This window comes from Burkholderia sp. MSHR3999, from assembly GCF_000833595.1.
GTDB lineage: Bacteria > Pseudomonadota > Gammaproteobacteria > Burkholderiales > Burkholderiaceae > Burkholderia > Burkholderia ubonensis.
This window is the reverse complement of record NZ_JRFO01000002.1, coordinates 225,639-240,969: the sequence shown is the minus strand read 5'-3', so window position 1 is coordinate 240,969 and position 15,331 is coordinate 225,639. Positions and strand designations below refer to the sequence as shown.

Annotated in this window: 15 protein-coding genes; 5 read left to right on the top strand and 10 right to left on the bottom strand. The window is 65.1% G+C overall.

Going from position 1 to position 15,331, the window contains the following annotated elements:
• Positions 1–20: 20 nt before the first annotated feature.
• Genes KY49_RS11790 through KY49_RS11780 form a run of 3 tightly spaced genes read right to left on the bottom strand, consistent with a single transcriptional unit; the run spans position 21 to position 3,613 of the window.
• Positions 21–1,001, bottom strand: coding sequence for a hypothetical protein (locus KY49_RS11790; protein ID WP_042584847.1), 981 nt, complete (start codon positions 999–1,001; stop codon positions 21–23).
• Positions 998–2,140, bottom strand: a complete 1,143-nt coding sequence (locus KY49_RS11785; protein WP_042584846.1) for a hypothetical protein — start codon at positions 2,138–2,140, stop codon at positions 998–1,000. Before KY49_RS11785 ends, KY49_RS11790 begins: the two co-directional genes overlap by 4 nt.
• A 45-nt stretch (positions 2,141–2,185) precedes the next feature.
• The gene (locus tag KY49_RS11780) at positions 2,186–3,613 is read right to left on the bottom strand and encodes a bifunctional 2-methylcitrate dehydratase/aconitate hydratase (protein ID WP_042584845.1); all 1,428 of its coding nucleotides are present in this window, start codon (positions 3,611–3,613) and stop codon (positions 2,186–2,188) included.
• A gap of 432 nt (positions 3,614–4,045) precedes the next feature.
• On the opposite strand from KY49_RS11780, the gene KY49_RS11775 reads away from it, so the two are divergent.
• The 4 genes from KY49_RS11775 to KY49_RS37095 all read left to right on the top strand — a co-directional run bounded on the left by KY49_RS11775 (position 4,046) and on the right by KY49_RS37095 (position 7,919).
• The gene (locus KY49_RS11775) at positions 4,046–4,930 is read left to right on the top strand and encodes a LysR family transcriptional regulator (RefSeq protein ID WP_042584844.1); all 885 of its coding nucleotides are present in this window, start codon (positions 4,046–4,048) and stop codon (positions 4,928–4,930) included.
• Positions 4,931–5,327: 397 nt separating this feature from the next.
• Positions 5,328–6,740 (top strand): cytochrome ubiquinol oxidase subunit I, encoded by a 1,413-nt coding sequence (locus tag KY49_RS11770; protein ID WP_042584843.1) that lies wholly within the window; start codon positions 5,328–5,330, stop codon positions 6,738–6,740.
• A 32-nt stretch (positions 6,741–6,772) separates the two neighbouring features.
• A complete protein-coding gene (gene cydB / locus KY49_RS11765) occupies positions 6,773–7,780 on the top strand; it encodes a cytochrome d ubiquinol oxidase subunit II (protein WP_042584842.1) in 1,008 nt (335 codons plus the stop codon).
• Positions 7,752–7,919 carry a hypothetical protein gene (locus tag KY49_RS37095; protein WP_085955376.1) on the top strand — a complete coding sequence of 56 codons (168 nt, stop codon included), beginning with the start codon at positions 7,752–7,754 and terminating at the stop codon, positions 7,917–7,919. The genes cydB and KY49_RS37095 overlap by 29 nt, the downstream gene beginning before the upstream one ends.
• A 63-nt stretch (positions 7,920–7,982) precedes the next feature.
• Here the strand turns inward: KY49_RS37095 and KY49_RS11760 are convergent, their stop codons facing one another.
• The 7 genes from KY49_RS11760 to KY49_RS11730 form a co-directional block, all read right to left on the bottom strand.
• Positions 7,983–8,267, bottom strand: a complete 285-nt coding sequence (locus KY49_RS11760) for a helix-turn-helix domain-containing protein (RefSeq protein WP_042584841.1) — start codon at positions 8,265–8,267, stop codon at positions 7,983–7,985.
• A 288-nt stretch (positions 8,268–8,555) separates the two neighbouring features.
• Positions 8,556–9,755, bottom strand: a complete 1,200-nt coding sequence (locus KY49_RS11755) for a porin (RefSeq protein WP_042584840.1) — start codon at positions 9,753–9,755, stop codon at positions 8,556–8,558.
• Between the two features lie 67 nt (positions 9,756–9,822).
• Complete coding sequence (locus KY49_RS11750) at positions 9,823–10,377, bottom strand: TIGR00725 family protein (RefSeq protein WP_042584839.1); 555 nt, start codon at positions 10,375–10,377, stop codon at positions 9,823–9,825.
• A complete protein-coding gene (locus KY49_RS11745; RefSeq protein WP_042584838.1) occupies positions 10,355–11,185 on the bottom strand; it encodes an ABC transporter permease in 831 nt (276 codons plus the stop codon). Before KY49_RS11745 ends, KY49_RS11750 begins: the two co-directional genes overlap by 23 nt.
• A gap of 10 nt (positions 11,186–11,195) precedes the next feature.
• Positions 11,196–12,284 carry an extracellular solute-binding protein gene (locus tag KY49_RS11740; protein WP_042584837.1) on the bottom strand — a complete coding sequence of 363 codons (1,089 nt, stop codon included), beginning with the start codon at positions 12,282–12,284 and terminating at the stop codon, positions 11,196–11,198.
• Positions 12,285–12,322: 38 nt separating this feature from the next.
• On the bottom strand, positions 12,323–13,354 hold the full coding sequence (locus tag KY49_RS11735; RefSeq protein ID WP_042584836.1) for an ABC transporter ATP-binding protein: 1,032 nt from the start codon (positions 13,352–13,354) through the stop codon (positions 12,323–12,325).
• 7 nt (positions 13,355–13,361) lie between these two features.
• Entirely contained in the window at positions 13,362–14,213 is an 852-nt protein-coding gene (locus KY49_RS11730; protein WP_042584835.1) for an ABC transporter permease, read from the bottom strand.
• Positions 14,214–14,375: 162 nt separating this feature from the next.
• Between KY49_RS11730 and KY49_RS11725 the strand changes: the two genes are divergently transcribed.
• The gene (locus KY49_RS11725; RefSeq protein WP_042584834.1) at positions 14,376–15,272 is read left to right on the top strand and encodes a LysR substrate-binding domain-containing protein; all 897 of its coding nucleotides are present in this window, start codon (positions 14,376–14,378) and stop codon (positions 15,270–15,272) included.
• Positions 15,273–15,331: the final 59 nt, after the last annotated feature.

Sequence of the window (15,331 nt, the reverse complement as noted above, 5' to 3'; positions counted from 1 at the left end):
CTTCCTATATTGACTGCGAATTACGCGCGGGTGCTTTCCGGCTCGACGTTCGGCCCTTCGAGATAGGCCAGCAGTCCCAGCGTCAGGACTTCCTCGGGACGGGCGACGACCGGGAACCGGGGCACGCTCCATTGCCCCTTGCTGCCGTTGATGCGAATGCTCCTCAGAAAGCAGTAGGTCGTCAGCACGTAGAACTTCTTCTGCATGTGCTCATCCACCCACGGAAGCAGGCCGGTGATCCTGCCGATCTCCGGAATCTCGCTGAGAATGTTGCCGTAGTCCGGCTTCCTCAGCACGAACATGAGCGCATCCGACATCGGCACCATCTTGACGGCGTCTTCCGTCTCGGCCGCCAGCTCGTGCCAGAAGGAAAAGGCGAATCTCGAGAAGCCGAAATACGGATCGATGCCGCGCACCGAGAAATCAGGATCGATGAAGCTGACCTGGGACCGGCCCTCGTTGTACAGCACGTTGCCGAAGTGAAAATTGAAGTGGGCCTTCTCGACCGCGCTGAACGTCTCGGTGCGCGCCAGCACGAGCGCTTTTTCGAAGACGTCGCGCCCGGTCATGCTGAAGCGGACACCGTTGAGCAGGATCTGCTTGTCGAACAGGTCATGCGCGAACCGGATGCCCTCCCACTCCTCCAGCAACCTGGCAGGCATGTCGTTGGCAAGCGTCGCCTGGCCGTTCATCTCCATGCTGATGGCCTTCTGGATGCCGCCCAGCGCGTGATGAACGATCATCCGGCGCTGAGCCAGCGGCCGCCGCTCGTCGAACACGATCTCCGACAGCGGAAGCGCATCCTTTTTCTCGAGGATGTAGAACTGCCGCCCCGCTGCCAGCCCGTCGTGCAGGACCGGAACCATAAATTCCGGATAGATGTCGTGCAATGCCCGGATCTGATCGACTTCCGCTTTCAATTTCCCGTTGAACGTCTCGGAACTCGCCGTCTTCACGACAAAGCCGGAGCTCAGAAGATCCACCGTGTGAGAACCCGTCATCTTTCAATCCTCCCGAAAGTTGCAATTGGCTGGCCAAGAGCAATGCTGCGCGCCACGGCCCGAACAACGGCCGAGTAACCGACCGTGTTGTTGACGAACGACTGGATGATGATTTCACTCAAACCCTGATTCGCCAGATACCCTGGCCGGAGAATCAGCAGGTGGTTGGCGTCCGCCACGATCGTGGCGCACCTGCGCTCGTACGCATATGCACGGCTGCCCAGCGGCGTCCGGGACGCCTTGACGACATGCCCGAGCTTCTCGCTCACGCGCGAGATCGCCGCCTCGAGGAGACCCGCGTTCAACTGTCCGCCGTCGTTCACGACGAAACGGTTGATCTGATATCCCGGCGCATGCACCGGGGCTCGCAACGATACGGTGTTCACCAGCGGCGCCCACGGCATCACCTTGTGCTGGCTCTTCGCGATTTGGGAAAAGCTCGGGCGCAGATTGTCGCGGGCGTCCTGCATGCGCCCTTCGAAAGAGCGCGTGCCGAGCACGCCGTTGGGGGTATCGGGATGCACGATATCCGTTTCGACCGCCACGATATGCCTGGCGTTGCGATCGATGGCCTTCAGCGCCTCGACCACGACGCGCAGTGAGGCATGCATGCCGTTCGTCTGGCAGGAACCCAGGCAATACATGCCCGCGTCGACCACCGTACGGTGGATCGTGCCGATTTCATCGCTCGACAGGTCCGCCAGGCAGCCGTAGAGGCTCGGCAGATCGTCCGCCTCCGCCACCCCCAGCACCACGCTGGCCAGTTCCCTCATGTTGCGGGCGACCGGGCTGTCATCGGCGATGTCCAGCTTGCTGGTCGCGATGAAGCCCAGGTCGAAGTGCCCGGCCACGGGGGGACGTTCCTTGCCCGAGTCGCCGAAATAGAAGCGGACTTCGCGCCCCTCGATCCGGAGCGTATCGTCACTCACGACGTCGACACTGGACTGGATACCGGGCAGCGCCATGGCGAGGCGGGCGACGATGCCGTCGATCGGACGCAGTTCGGGATAATGCTTGTCAACAGGAGGAGGATTGGTAACGACAGCCTTGATCTCGAAGCCATCCTTCCCAGGATCATTCTGGATCAGGAGATTCGCCCCGATCTCCGCACCGCAACCAGCGAGAATTGCCGCTTTCAATTGATCACCTCACGCTAACTGAATTGAATATGTCCGGGGTGCCGCCTAGTCGCAGGAGAACATCTTCAGCAGATCCACCACGGACATGCGATCGAGCTTCGATCCCGAAGTCACGGCATCGGCCAGCACGTCCGCCCTGTCGCGAAGCGGGCTTTCCGACAGATTCAGGTGGAACTTCGCGAGCAGCGCGTCGAAGCATTCATCGCGGCGCCGAACGTGGCCGAGCGGATATTCGATGGTCTCCGACAGCTCTTCCGACATCCCGTCGCACTTCAGATGGAGCGCGTTGGGTATCGCGCGCTTCTCGGGGTCGTAGTAGCTCTCGGTAAAGGAGACGCGTTCGGCACAGGAAATCTTCAGTCTCAATGCGTCCAGATGCGGGTCGGAGGCCAGCGGCTCGTGAAAGTCCTTGATCGTCAGGTCTCCGGTGCGAAGCGCAACGGCAATCATGTACTGCAGACAATGATCGCGATCGGCCGAATTCTTCAGCGGCCCCGATTTGTCGATGATCTGAACGGCCGGGCGCGTGGTTTCCACCCGGACATATTCGATGCGTTCGGGAGAAAAGCCCGCCGCGGCGAGCCGGTCCCGAAGCCGGATAGCGGCCTCCACGGCCGTCTGCGCGTGGTACTCCGCGGGATTGGGAACCTTGAACAGGATGTTCTTGATCACGAAATCCGACAGATCGCGTGACAGGTTGAACGGCTGGCCTCGAAGCACCGCGTCGTTGAATCCCCACCGCGGCGCGGTCAGCGCCGTCGGATACCCCATTTCGCCGGTTTGCGCGAACAACGCCAGTTGCAGGCCGCGCGCCGTCGCGTCGCCGGCGGCCCAGGACTTGCGCGTGCCCGCGTTAGGCGCATGCCGGTAGGTTCTGAGCGAATGGCCATCGATGAGGGCGTTGGACAGCGCGCTCAGCGCCTGCTCCTTCGACAAGCCGAGGATCTGGGCCGACGCGATCGCGGACGCCACCTTCACCAGCACGACATGGTCGATACCCAGCGCGTTGAAGCAGTTCGTCAGGCACAGTACGCCGTGAATCTCGTACGCGCGGATCATCGTATTCAGCACGGCCGTCATATCGATGGCCGGCTTCCCGTCGTGCGCCAGGCTGTGCCACGCGGCGGCCGACAGGATCGCCCCCAGGTTGTCGGACGGATGTCCCCATTCCTGGGCAAGCCAGGTGTCGTTGAACTCCAGCCAGCGGATCATCGAACCGATGTGAAAGGCCGCTTCGATCGGTCCGAGCCGCAGCGCGGTACCGATGACAGGAACGCCGCGACTGCTCTTGCTGAACTGCGCACTGCCCATCAGCCTCGTACAGTCGTGATCGGTCGACGCGGCAATCGCGCAACCGATCGAATCCAGCAGGCAAAAGCGCGCCAGGCGTAGTGTCTCGTCGTCGAACGTGGCCTGGCCATACGCATAGTCGACCAGCTCACGCATCACTTCATCAAATTCTGCATTCGCCATGCTTTCCCTCGGAAAGTTAGAATAATTTTTCAATCAAGCAAAATCAGAAACAATCGCTTCTATTTATTTTAAAAATTGCAATTCAACGACCTGCTGCAGGGCAACAACTTGCTCGAGAAACCGGTTGACGCGAGGAATCGACGCTCTGGCACAATAATGGTGCACAAACGATGAAATTCCACCGCAAACTGTTGATTTTGAAGCATCAAAGACAAATTCGCGATGCATCTCAATCGGCGCATCAATTGCATTGACGTAATCGTATGTTGCAGCGCAAGCAACAACCAGTGAATAATATCGACACGGCCATCGATGATATCGATGGCTAGAATGAATCCCGGCTGACGCGGCGGTCTCCGTCAGTCCACGTTAAAAACACCGACGCGACGGCGCCGATCCAGGCAGGCACCGCTTCGCAAACGAGGGTTTCACGTGAACACCAGCGAACTTCTTGCCTTTGTCACCGTCGTGGAGACTGGGAACATCACCCAGGCCGCCGCCCGCCTGAATCGGGTGCAATCGAGCATTTCCCATCGCATCAGGAATCTGGAGGATGCGCTCGACGTCACCTTGCTGGATCGGCGCACGGACGGGATCACGCCCACCGCGCAAGGGAAAATACTCTACGACTATGCGCTCAGGATCATGGACCTCGTGGGCGATTGCAAAACGAAAATTGCCCATTCCAAGGGCAGCCAGTCCAGCATCCGAATTGGACTGATCGAGTGCCTGCCGCCCTACATCGTCAATTCACTGATAGATTTAAGTCACGACGTCGATCAGGAAATAAATATTTCGATCGGCAATACAATCAACCTGCTAAACGCTTACGAAAATAACGAATTCGACATGGTCATCGTCGGCTCAGGATTTTCTGCCGCGCGTCATGCCCGGGTGCCGTTGTTCTCGAGCGAGCTGGTTGTCATCAGCGAGAAAAAATCACCGGACATCGATAGAATTTCCGTTCTAGATGGCGAAATTTTTTTGCTCAGCAGCAAAAAAGCCGCCTCGACGAGAAACTTCGATCTCCTGTTCCGCGAGGGCGGCATTACGCCCAGGCGGGTTGTCGAATGCGGGTCTTATCCGATCCTGTTCTCGAGCGTGTCCGCCGGGAAGGGAATCTCGCTGGTGCTGCGTTGTTCGATCGGCCGAGACGTCCGCGACGAGATAAAGATCCACGATCTGCGCGGCCGGTTCAACAAGTTCCAGGTCGAGCTTCTGTATCGGACAGACCTCCCCTACCTGGACAGTTCCAAGCTCAGGAAGAAGATCACGTCGGTTTTTCACGATCCACGGCTGCTCGACGTCGGATACTGAATCGTCCGGCGGCGCGTCGTTCAGCGCGTCGCCGGAAGTCTCGCTCATCGATATGCTTAGGACGCCGTAGATCACCGGCGAATAAAACTGCTCGGCAGGCGTCTGATTGTTGCGATCCGCCTTCGGTTGCCTCTCCCTTTCCGATCATATGCGACGCGCCATATTGACGCACGTGCGGCAGGCCGCCGCGCCCCGCCCGCCGCGGGCCGCGCCGCGATCTTGATACGAATCAACGATTTAACGCGCTGCCGCCGCACAGGGTCTGGACATCTGCGACGAGTTGGCGCATTTCGCAGCGCAACATCGCGTCCCATACTCCAGCCAACCCTGCAACCGCCCTCGGCCAGGGTCCGCCGGCAGGCCCGCCGGCGGGTATCGACAGCTTCGGTCAACTGGTATGGATACCGCTTTCTCGGCCCTCGATCTGGCCCGCCTGCAATTCGCGTTCACCGTCTCGTTTCACATCGTCTTTCCGGCGCTCAGCATCGGCCTCGCGAGCTTCATCGCGGTGCTCGAATACCGCTGGCTCAAGACCGGCAAGCCGTACTACAAAACCCTCTGCCTGTTCTGGTCGAAGATCTTCGCCGTCGCGTTCGGGATGGGCGTCGTCTCCGGCGTGGTGATGAGCTATCAGTTCGGCACCAACTGGGCCGGCTTCTCGAGCTTCGCCGGCTCGGTCACCGGCCCGCTGCTGATGTACGAAGTGATGACCGCGTTCTTCCTCGAAGCCGGCTTCCTCGGCATCATGCTGTTCGGCTGGAACCGCGTCAGCCCGCGCGCGCACTTCGGCGCGACGCTGATGGTCGCGATCGGCACGATCATCTCGACGTTCTGGATCCTCGCGTCGAACAGCTGGATGCAGACGCCGCAGGGCTTCGAGATCGTCGACGGCCGCGTCGTGCCAACCGACTGGCTCGCGATCATCTTCAACCCGTCGTTCCCGTACCGCCTCTTCCACATGGCGATCGCCGCGTTCATCGTGGCCGCGCTGGTGGTCGCCGCGACCGGCGCGTGGCACCTGCTGAAGGGCCGCCGCGACAAGGGCGTGAAGAAGATGTTCTCGATGGCGCTGTGGCTGCTGCTGGTGCTCGCGCCGGTGCAGGCGCTGATCGGCGACCAGCACGGCATCAACACGCTGAAGCACCAGCCGGCGAAGATCGCCGCGATCGAGGGGCTGTGGGAAACCGAGAAGGGCGGCACGCCGCTCAACCTGTTCGGCATTCCCGACATGCAGGCCGAAACGACGCGTTACGCGGTGAAGGTCCCGCACCTCGGCAGCCTGATCCTCACGCACAGCTGGGACGGCGAGATCCGCGGCCTGAAGGAATTCCCGCCGGAGGACCGGCCGAACTCGACGGTCGTGTTCTGGAGCTTCCGGATCATGGTCGGCCTCGGCTTCGCGATGATCGCGCTCGCCGCGCTCGCATGGCTGCTGCGCCGCCGCGGCCGGCTGTATGAATCGAAAGGGTTCCAGCGCTTCGCGCTCGCGATGGGCCCGACCGGTTTCGTGTCGCTGCTCGCGGGCTGGGTGACGACCGAAGCGGGCCGCCAGCCGTGGGTCGTGTACGGCGTGATGCGCACCGCGCAGGCCGTGTCGCCGCTCTCCGCGCAGCAGGTCAGCATCTCGATGATGGCGTTCGTGGTCGTGTACTTCCTCGTGTTCGGCACCGGCGTCTACTACATGCTCAAGCTGATGAAGGCCGGCCCCGCGCTGCCCGACGTCCCGCACGACGACAAGCCGGACACGCGCCCCGACCACACCGCGCGCCGCCCGATGTCGGCCGTCGAAGAGCTGATCGAGACCGTCTGAGCGGCATACCACACACGCATACGAGGATATTCATGGACGTCACCGTAATCTGGGCCGCGATCATCGCATTGGGGCTCTTCATGTACGTCGTGCTCGACGGTTTCGACCTCGGCATCGGCATCGTCTTCCCGTTCTTCCCGGACGAGAAGGAACGCGACCTGATGATGAACACGGTCGCGCCCGTATGGGACGGCAACGAGACGTGGCTCGTGCTCGGCGGCGCCGGCCTGTTCGCGGTGTTTCCGGTCGTCTACTCGACCGTGCTGTCCGCGCTGTACCTGCCGCTCGTGTTCATGCTGATCTGCCTGATCTTCCGCGGCGTGTCGTTCGAGATCCGTGCGAAGGCGCGCCGCACCAAGCAGCTTTGGGACCTCGCGTTCATCGGCGGCTCGGCCGGCGCGACGCTGTTCCAGGGCATCGCGCTCGGCGCGTTCCTGCAGGGCATCAACGTGAAGGACGGCGTGTTCGCCGGCGACGCGTTCGACTGGCTCACGCCGTTCAGCCTGCTGACGGGCCTCGGCCTCGTCGCCACCTACGCGCTGCTCGGCTGCTGCTGGCTCGTCGCGAAGACCGAAGGCGACCTGCAGCGCCGCCTGCATCGCGTCGTGTGGCCGCTGACCGTCGTGCTGCTCGGCTTCATCGCGGTCGTCAGCCTGTGGACGCCGCTGCAGGACCCGGCGATCGCGCAGCGCTGGTTCGATTCGGGGCTGTTCTGGCGTCTGCTGCCGGTGCCGTTCCTCGTCGTCGGCTGCGCGATGTGGATGCGTCGCGCGGTGCGCGACCGGCACGACACGACGCCGTTCGTGCTCGCGCTGGCGCTCGTGCTGCTCGGCTACGTCGGTCTGCTGGTCACCCTGTTTCCGTATGCGATCCCGCAGAGCATGACGATCTGGGAAGCGGCCGCGCCGCGTTCCAGCCAGACCTTCACACTGGTCGGCGCAGCGGTTATCCTGCCGATCATCATCGCCTACACGACGATGGGCTACTGGGTATTCCGAGGCAAGGTGCGCCATGAAGACCAGCACTACTACCACCACTGAGCACGGCGCCGCGCCGCGCTCGAAACTGCGCGGCTGGATGTGGTTCGTCCTGCTGTGGGCAGGCGGCGTCGCCGGCGCGGTCACGCTCGGCTATGCGTTCAAGATCTTCATGAACCTGACGCTGTTCGCGGTGAAATGATCCGGCGAAAAGCGCCCGGCGCCCATGGCTGCCGGGCGCTTTGTCGTTTCGTGCGTGCGCAGACTACGGTGCCTGCCTCACTACCCCGAGCTTCAGCCCGAGCATGCCGAAGATGCGGTTCATCGTCTGCACGGTGCCCTCGCTGCGCCCCTGCTCGATATCCTGCATCGTTTTCGTCGACACGCCCGCAAGCTTCGCCATTTCGGCGCTGGTCAGCCGCATCGTGCGCTTGAGATGACAGACGGATTCCCGCAGCGTCCATTCGGGATGCGAAAGAACATCCTCGATCGCCCGCCGCCGCAGCGCCAGTTGATCCGGAAGCGAGAGTGCGGTGTAGCGCTTGTCCATGGTGTCGTTGGCAGGATCATGCCATTTCGTTGGTAACGCACGTTCGGCTCTGGGCCAAACCACTGCATTTCGGCAGAAAACTATACACGTCATGCCGCTTTGTTCGCATGATCTATATAGAAATCTACCGAAAAAGGACGACGCGGGGAATGACCGCGTCAAGAAATGGCCCGCTCGACGGGAGACGACTTGGGGCGTTGTCGAAGGGTCATGCGCGATCAGAAAAAAACGGCCCTCGCATCGCGCGAGAGCCGTATCGAAATCGCTGGAGAAATTACCGCGCCGCGCTCAGAACGTATGCCGCACGCCCACCCGCACGAGCGTCTGCGTATCGCCGGCGGACGAGATGCCGTTGCCGACGTCGCCGACCGACGCCGTCGCGTTGACGACGTTGCCGAATGCGTCGAGCGTCTTGCCGCTCGCCTTCTGGTAGCCGACGAGGCCGTACAGCGCGGTGCGCTTCGACAGGTAGTAATACGACGCGAGGTTCAACTGGTGATACTTCGGCGCGGCTTCGCCGCCGACCGAGCTGCCGCGCGTGAAGTCGTAGCCCGCCGCGACGCGCAGCGCGGGCGACGCCTGCCACGACACGGTGCCGCCGACCGAGTTGTAGGTCGCGGTGCCGGAGAACGTCGAGAACGCGCCCGCCCGGTACTGCGTGTTGCTGTACGACAGGCCCATCGTCACCGCGCCGATCTGGTATGTCGATGCGGCCGCAACGATCTGCATGCTCTTCGACGACGCGAAGCCCTCGTTGATCGACGACGCGAACGTGCCGTCATACGAGCCGGTCCATGCGCCGCCGTTCGCGCCGAATGCGTTCGTCGCGTACAGGTACGCGGCGCCGATCGCGAACGGCCCGTTCACGTACTGGCCGCCGACGCTCCACGTGTTCTGGTTCTTCACGCTGCCGGCCTGGTTGCCGAAGCCGTACAGCGCGCCGAACGTGAAGCCGCCGAACTTCGGGCTGACGTACTTGACCGAGTTGTTCTCGCGCGACTGGTTGTCGATGTTGTCGAGATCGCCCGGATGCGCGCCCATCCCGGTCAGGAACGAGCCGGGCCCGATCGAGCCGACGAAGTCGACGATCGGATCGTACTGGCGGCCCATCGTCAACGTGCCGAAGCGCGTGCTCGACAACCCCATCCACGACTGCCTGCCGAACATGCGACCGCCCTGGCCGAGCTGCCCGTTGCCGATGTTGAAGCCGCTCTCGAGCTGGAACACCGCGGCGAGCCCGTCGCCGAGGTCTTCCTTGCCTTTCAGCCCCCAGCGGCTGCCGGACCACGTACCGCTCGCGAAGCTGTAGCTCGATGCGCCGCGATACGCGACCGGCGAGCCCAGCGAACCCTTGCTCGTCGCGACGCGCTGGTTGCTCGCGTACCCCAGCCCCGCGTCGACGATCCCGTAGAGCGTGACGGTGCCTTGCGCATGCGCCGCGGTGCCAAGGCAGCCGGCGACGCAGAGCGCCAAAGTGATCTTCTTCATGTAGAGGATTCCTGTCTATTGATTCGATGCGACCTGAAACGATGCATCCCCCGAGCGAGATGCCGACCTACGCCGAATCGGACAGCCACCGCGCGACACGCGCGACGAGCAGGTCCGCTTCGTCGAAGCACTCGACGCCCGCCACCTGCGGCGCGTCGCAAATCGTGAACACCGGCTTGCCCCATTGCAGGCCGAGCGCGATCTCGGACAGCGTGCCGAGGCCGCCGCCCACCGCGACCAGGCACAGCGATGCGCGCGCGATCAGCGCATTGCGCGTGATGCCGAGGCCGGTCGGCAGCGCGACGCTCAGGTACGGGTTCGCCTCCTGCGCATCGTCCTCGGGCAACAGCCCGATCGCGCACCCGCCGGCCGCATGCGCGCCGCGCGCGGCGGCCTCCATCACGCCCTGCTTGCCGCCGCCGACGAGCGCGACGCCCGCCGCCGCGATGCCGTATGCGATCTGCTCGGCGATGCGCATTTGCATGTCGGTCGCATCGCGCGGCCCGATCACGCCGACCGGCATCCGGTGCCGGCGCGCGCCGCGCTGCCGCTGCGCGAGCCGCGCGAGCGCGTCGCGCGCGTCCTCCGACCATTCACATTCAATGACGCCGTTGCCGAACAAGGCCTTCCCCCAGTGCAAGAACGCAGGTGCAGAGCGCCGTCAGCACGATCGACAGCACGGCCGCCTGCGAGAAATCGGTTTGCCCGTCCGACAGCTTCAGGTACATCAGCAGCGGCAGGATGTTGATTTGCGTGCCGGCCAGCGCGAGCGCCGTGCCGTAGGTGCCGAGCGCGATCGCCGTCACGAGGCACCACGCGGACGCGACCGACGGCCACAGCTCGCGCCACGCGACGTCGAGCCACGCGCGCCACGGTCGCGCGCCGAGCGTCAGCGCCGCTTCGAGCGGCCGCCGGTCGAGATTCGCGAGCGCCGGATAGATCATCAGCGCGACGCGCGGGATCAGGTAATACGCGTAGGCAACGGCGAGCCCCGGCATCGTGTAGATCGCGCCGCCGATCACGTTCTGGTCGGCCCCCAGCGAGGCCAGCAGCGCGGTGACGAAGCCGGCGCGGCCGAACGCGAGGATGAAGCCGTACGCGATCACCAGCCCGGAGAACGCGAGCGGCACGCCGAGCAGCGCGAGCGACCAGTGGCGGCGGGCGGGCGACTGCCCCGCCAGCGCGAAAGCGACCGGCACGCCGACCCCGACCGACAGCGTGCCGGCGCCGACCGCCAGCGCCAGCGAGCGCGCGACCGCATCGGCGACGAGCGGATCGCGCAGCACCGCGGCGAACGCGCGGCCGCCGTCCGTGAAGGCCGCGCCGACGAGCGCCGCGAGCGGCAGCACGAAGAACACCGCGAGCAACCCCGCGGCCGGCGCCGCGCCGAAGCGGCGCAACGCGCCGCGTTCCGGTAAAGTGGCCTGCATCTCGCGCTCCTTACTTGCCGAGCGTCGCCTGCGACCACAACTGGTCGACCTCGGCCTTGCGCGCCGCCGCCTTCGCGACGTCGAGCGGGCGCACCTGCGGCGCATTCGGCAGCTTCGCCGCGACGTCCGGCGCCACCGGCGTGCCGGGCACCGCCGGACGCACGTAGCCTTGCGCGAACAGCGCCTGCCCGACGTCGCTCATCACGAGGTTGAGCCATAGCTGCGCGGCGGCCGGGTTCGGGCCGTTCTTCACGAGGCTCATCGCGTACGGCGCCGACACGCTGCCGTCCTGCGGAATCACGACTTCGGCCGCGTCGCCCATCCCGTCCGCGTATTTCGCCTTGAGCCCGTCGTTCTCGTAGCCGATCAGGATCGGGATCTCGCCTTTCACGAACTTCGCGTAGGGCGTCGTGCCCTCGACGCGCAGCACGTTGCCCGCGTTCTTCAGCTTGCCGAAGAATTCCGCGCCCGGCTTCGGGTTCTCGACGCTGCCGCCGTTCGCGTACGCGGCCGCGAACACCGCGACCTGCCCCTGCCCGGTCGAGCGCGGATCGAGATAGACGACCGCGTTGCGGTACTCGGGCTTCAGCAGGTCGGACCAGCGCTGCGGTACGCTCTTCACGAGCTTCTTGTTGACGAGGAACGCGATGTTCAGCGAGTGCACCGCGAACCAGCGGGCGTCGGCCGCGCGGAACACCGCCGGCAGCTTGTCGAAGTTGAGCGGCTTGAACGGCGCGACCACGTCCTTGCCCGCCGCATCGAGCGCCGACGCGGCAAAGTAGTATGCGGTGTCGGCCTGCGGGCGGCGACGCGACTTGTCGAGCGCGACGACGGTGGCCGCCGAGCCGATATCGTTGTACGTGATCTCGACCTTCGGATAGCGCTTGCGGAATTCGGCGAACAGCGCCTTCCAGTTCGCCCATTCCGGTCCCGTGTCGAACGACACGACGAGCCCTTCGTCGGCGGCCTTCTCGTACAGCGCGTCTTCGCCTGGATAGAGCGGCGCGGCGTGGGCGCCCAGCGGCGCGAGCGTCGCGAGCGCGCAGAGCGCCAGCAGGCGGCGGCGCATCGCTTGGAGGAAGAAGCGGCGTGCAGACATCGTGAATCTCCGTTGAATGAATGGGGTCGCCCGCATGCTTACGCGGCAGGCAGCACGAGCAGATGGCGCGGCTCGATCGCGATGCAGCGCGCAGGCAGTTCGCGCCCTTCGCACAGCAACGCGTCGGTTCCGCCCGCCGGCACGAAGTCGAAACGCTGCGTCGCGCCGAAGTAGCGCACCTCGCCGATCCGGCCGTCGATGCGGTTCACCGCGTACGCGGGCGGATCGGGCTGCACGTGCTCGGGCCGCACCAGCACGTCGACCGTGTCGCCCGGCCGGTGCGCGCCCGTCTCGGCGCACAGCGTCGTGAAGCGCACGTCGACCGCGCCCTGCGCGAGCACGCGGCCGCGCAGCACCGTCGAATGGCCGACGAAGCGGGCAACCTGCGCGCTGGCCGGACGCTCGTACAGGTCGCGCGGCGTGCCGGCCTGCAGCATGCGGCCGCCGTCGACGATCGCGACGCGGTCGGCCATGCTCAGCGCCTCGTCCTGGTCGTGCGTGACGAGTAGCGTCGTCGCGCCGCACGCGCGCTGCAGCGCGCGAATCTCGTCGCGCAGCTGATGGCGGATGCCGGCGTCGAGCGCCGCGAGCGGCTCGTCGAGCAGCAGCAGCTTCGGTTCGATCACGAGCGCCCGGGCCAGCGCGACGCGCTGCTGCTGCCCGCCGGACAGCATCGCGATGCCGCGATCCGCATGCGCCGACAGGCCGACCCGCTCGAGCATCTCCAGCGCGCGCCGGCGCCGGGCGTCGGCCGCGACGCCGCGCATGCGCAGGCCGTACGCGACGTTGTCGACGACCGACAGGTTCGGAAACAGCGCGTAATGCTGGAACACCATGCCCACCTCGCGCTGCCACACGGGCACGCCCGCCACGTCGTCGCCGCCGATCGCGATGCGGCCGCGCCAGCCGTCGAGCAGGCCGGCGGCGAGCCGCAGCAGCGTGGATTTGCCGGAACCGCTGCGCCCCATCACGGCGAGCAGCTCGCCTTGCGTAGCGGACAGCGTGACGTCGTCGACGCCGTGACGCGCGCCGGGATACTGGAAACTGACGTGTTCGAAATCGAGACTCATGACGGACTCACTTCAGACGTTGCACGGTGCTGACGGACACGAGCGTCGCCAGCACGGCGAGGACGAGCAGCACGACGGTGGCCGCGCACGCCATCCCCGACGCGCCGTAGAACGCCTGCAGCAGCACGATCGGGTAGTTGCGATAGCGGAAGCCCGCGATCAGGTTCGACACCTGGAATTCGCCGATCGACAGCGCGGCCACCATCACGAGCCCGGAAAACAGGCTGTGCCGCAGGTTCGGCAGCACGATCGTGAAGAACTGGCGCAGCGGCGTCGCGCCGAGCGTCGCCGCGCACGCTTCGAGACGCTCGAGGCCGAGATGGCGCAGATCGCTGAGCAGGGTCTGCAGCAGGTACGGCAGCGTCAGCACCGCGTGGGCCGCGATCATCAGCGGCAGCGTGCCCATCCACGGCAGCGTGTCGCCGCTGAAGATCGCGATGTAGCCGAAGCCGAGCGTCAGCGCCGGCACGCCGACCGGCATCAGCATCACGATGCGCGTCGCGACGCCGCGCCCGGCCTGCGCACGGTGATGCAGCGCATACGCGAGCGGCAGGCCGACCACGGCGTTGAGCGCGCAGCATGCCAGCGCGACCATCAGGCTCACGCCGAACGCGCGGGTGAAGCTCCCGTTCGCGGCCAGATCGGCGAACCAGTGCCCGGTGAAGCCGCTGGGCAGCAGCGTGTTCGTCCACGACTGGCCGACGGAGCCGATCAGCAGCAGCGCGATCGGCAGCAGCAGGTAGACCCCGAACACCGCGACGAGCGCCTGCAGCACGAAGCGCCACGCGATCGGGCGCACGGCATTGTTACGACGAATCGGAACACCATCGGCCAGTGCCGGGGCGGTAGACGGATGCATGGGTACGCTCGCTGCCGATGAGGAAAAACGTCGCGCAGCGCCCGCCGGACGGGGCCTGCACGCTTGATCGAGACAGGCGCAGTGTGCGGTTTCGACATGGCATCGTCATGAAAAAAACGTACAAAGCCCGCATCGATCTGTGCGTGCAAGGAATAGTCGGCGATGAAGCACCTGTATCCGAACGTGGCGGAACTGCATGCGTTCGCCAGTTCTGCGAAGTACCTGAATTTCTCGTACGCGGCGCGGGAACTCGGCCTGACGCCCAGCGCGGTGAGCCGGCAGATCGCGAATCTCGAAGCGCTGTTCGGCGTGAAGCTGTTCGTGCGCGAGGGACGCAATCTCGCGCTGACGCGCGCCGGGCAGGTGTACCACGCACGCGTCGTCGGGCCGCTGCGCGAGATCGGCAACGCATCGATCGAACTGCTGAGCGCACGCGAGAACAGCGACCTGCTGACGATCGCGAGCGTGCCGACCTTTACGACCAAGTGGCTCGTGCCGCGGCTCGCGCGCTTTCTCGCCAGCGCGCCGAGCGTCACGCTGAGCTTTCGCCGCCATCTCGCGCACGGCGACATGTTTCCGTTCGGGCTCGACGCGGCGATCCGCTACGGCGACGGCGCATGGGAAGGCGTGCGAAGCGATTACCTGGACGGCCGGACCTTCGCGCCGGTGTGCACGCGCGAATTCGCGGACCGGCATGCGCTGCGCGCGCCCGCCGACGCCGCGGCCGCGCCGCGTCTCGTGCACGAGCAGGCCGAGATCGCGTGGTCTGCATGGGCGGAGCGTCATCGCGCGACGCAGATGAACGCGCTCGCGGGGCCGCGCTTCGAACAGTATTCGGTGCTGATCCAGGCGGCGCAGGCGGGGCTCGGGATCGCCCTCGTGCCGCGCTTCCTGATCCTCGACAACCTCGCGGCCGGCACGCTCGTCGAGCCGTTCGATGCGCCGGTCGACGTCGACGCGCAGGGGCACTACCTGTGCTACGCGCCGGAGCGCCTGGAGACGAGCGAAGCGTTGCGGCGCTTCAGGGAATGGATGCTGGACGAATGCGCGAGCGGGTGAAGCGAGGCTGCCGACAAGGATCCGGAAGCCCAGACAAGCGGCGCGCGCATGCGCGACTG

Excerpts from the sequence above, each read along its gene's own strand:
- KY49_RS11790 (WP_042584847.1), bottom strand. The coding sequence starts at position 1,001 with ATGACGGGTTCTCACACGGTGGATCTTCTGAGCTCCGGCTTTGTCGTG.
- KY49_RS11780 (WP_042584845.1), bottom strand. The coding sequence starts at position 3,613 with ATGGCGAATGCAGAATTTGATGAAGTGATGCGTGAGCTGGTCGACTAT.
- KY49_RS11770 (WP_042584843.1), top strand. The coding sequence starts at position 5,328 with ATGGATACCGCTTTCTCGGCCCTCGATCTGGCCCGCCTGCAATTCGCG.
- cydB (WP_042584842.1), top strand. The coding sequence starts at position 6,773 with ATGGACGTCACCGTAATCTGGGCCGCGATCATCGCATTGGGGCTCTTC.
- KY49_RS37095 (WP_085955376.1), top strand. The coding sequence starts at position 7,752 with ATGAAGACCAGCACTACTACCACCACTGAGCACGGCGCCGCGCCGCGC.
- KY49_RS11760 (WP_042584841.1), bottom strand. The coding sequence starts at position 8,267 with ATGGACAAGCGCTACACCGCACTCTCGCTTCCGGATCAACTGGCGCTG.
- KY49_RS11755 (WP_042584840.1), bottom strand. The coding sequence starts at position 9,755 with ATGAAGAAGATCACTTTGGCGCTCTGCGTCGCCGGCTGCCTTGGCACC.
- KY49_RS11745 (WP_042584838.1), bottom strand. The coding sequence starts at position 11,185 with ATGCAGGCCACTTTACCGGAACGCGGCGCGTTGCGCCGCTTCGGCGCG.
- KY49_RS11740 (WP_042584837.1), bottom strand. The coding sequence starts at position 12,284 with ATGTCTGCACGCCGCTTCTTCCTCCAAGCGATGCGCCGCCGCCTGCTG.
- KY49_RS11735 (WP_042584836.1), bottom strand. The coding sequence starts at position 13,354 with ATGAGTCTCGATTTCGAACACGTCAGTTTCCAGTATCCCGGCGCGCGT.
- KY49_RS11730 (WP_042584835.1), bottom strand. The coding sequence starts at position 14,213 with ATGCATCCGTCTACCGCCCCGGCACTGGCCGATGGTGTTCCGATTCGT.
- KY49_RS11725 (WP_042584834.1), top strand. The coding sequence starts at position 14,376 with ATGAAGCACCTGTATCCGAACGTGGCGGAACTGCATGCGTTCGCCAGT.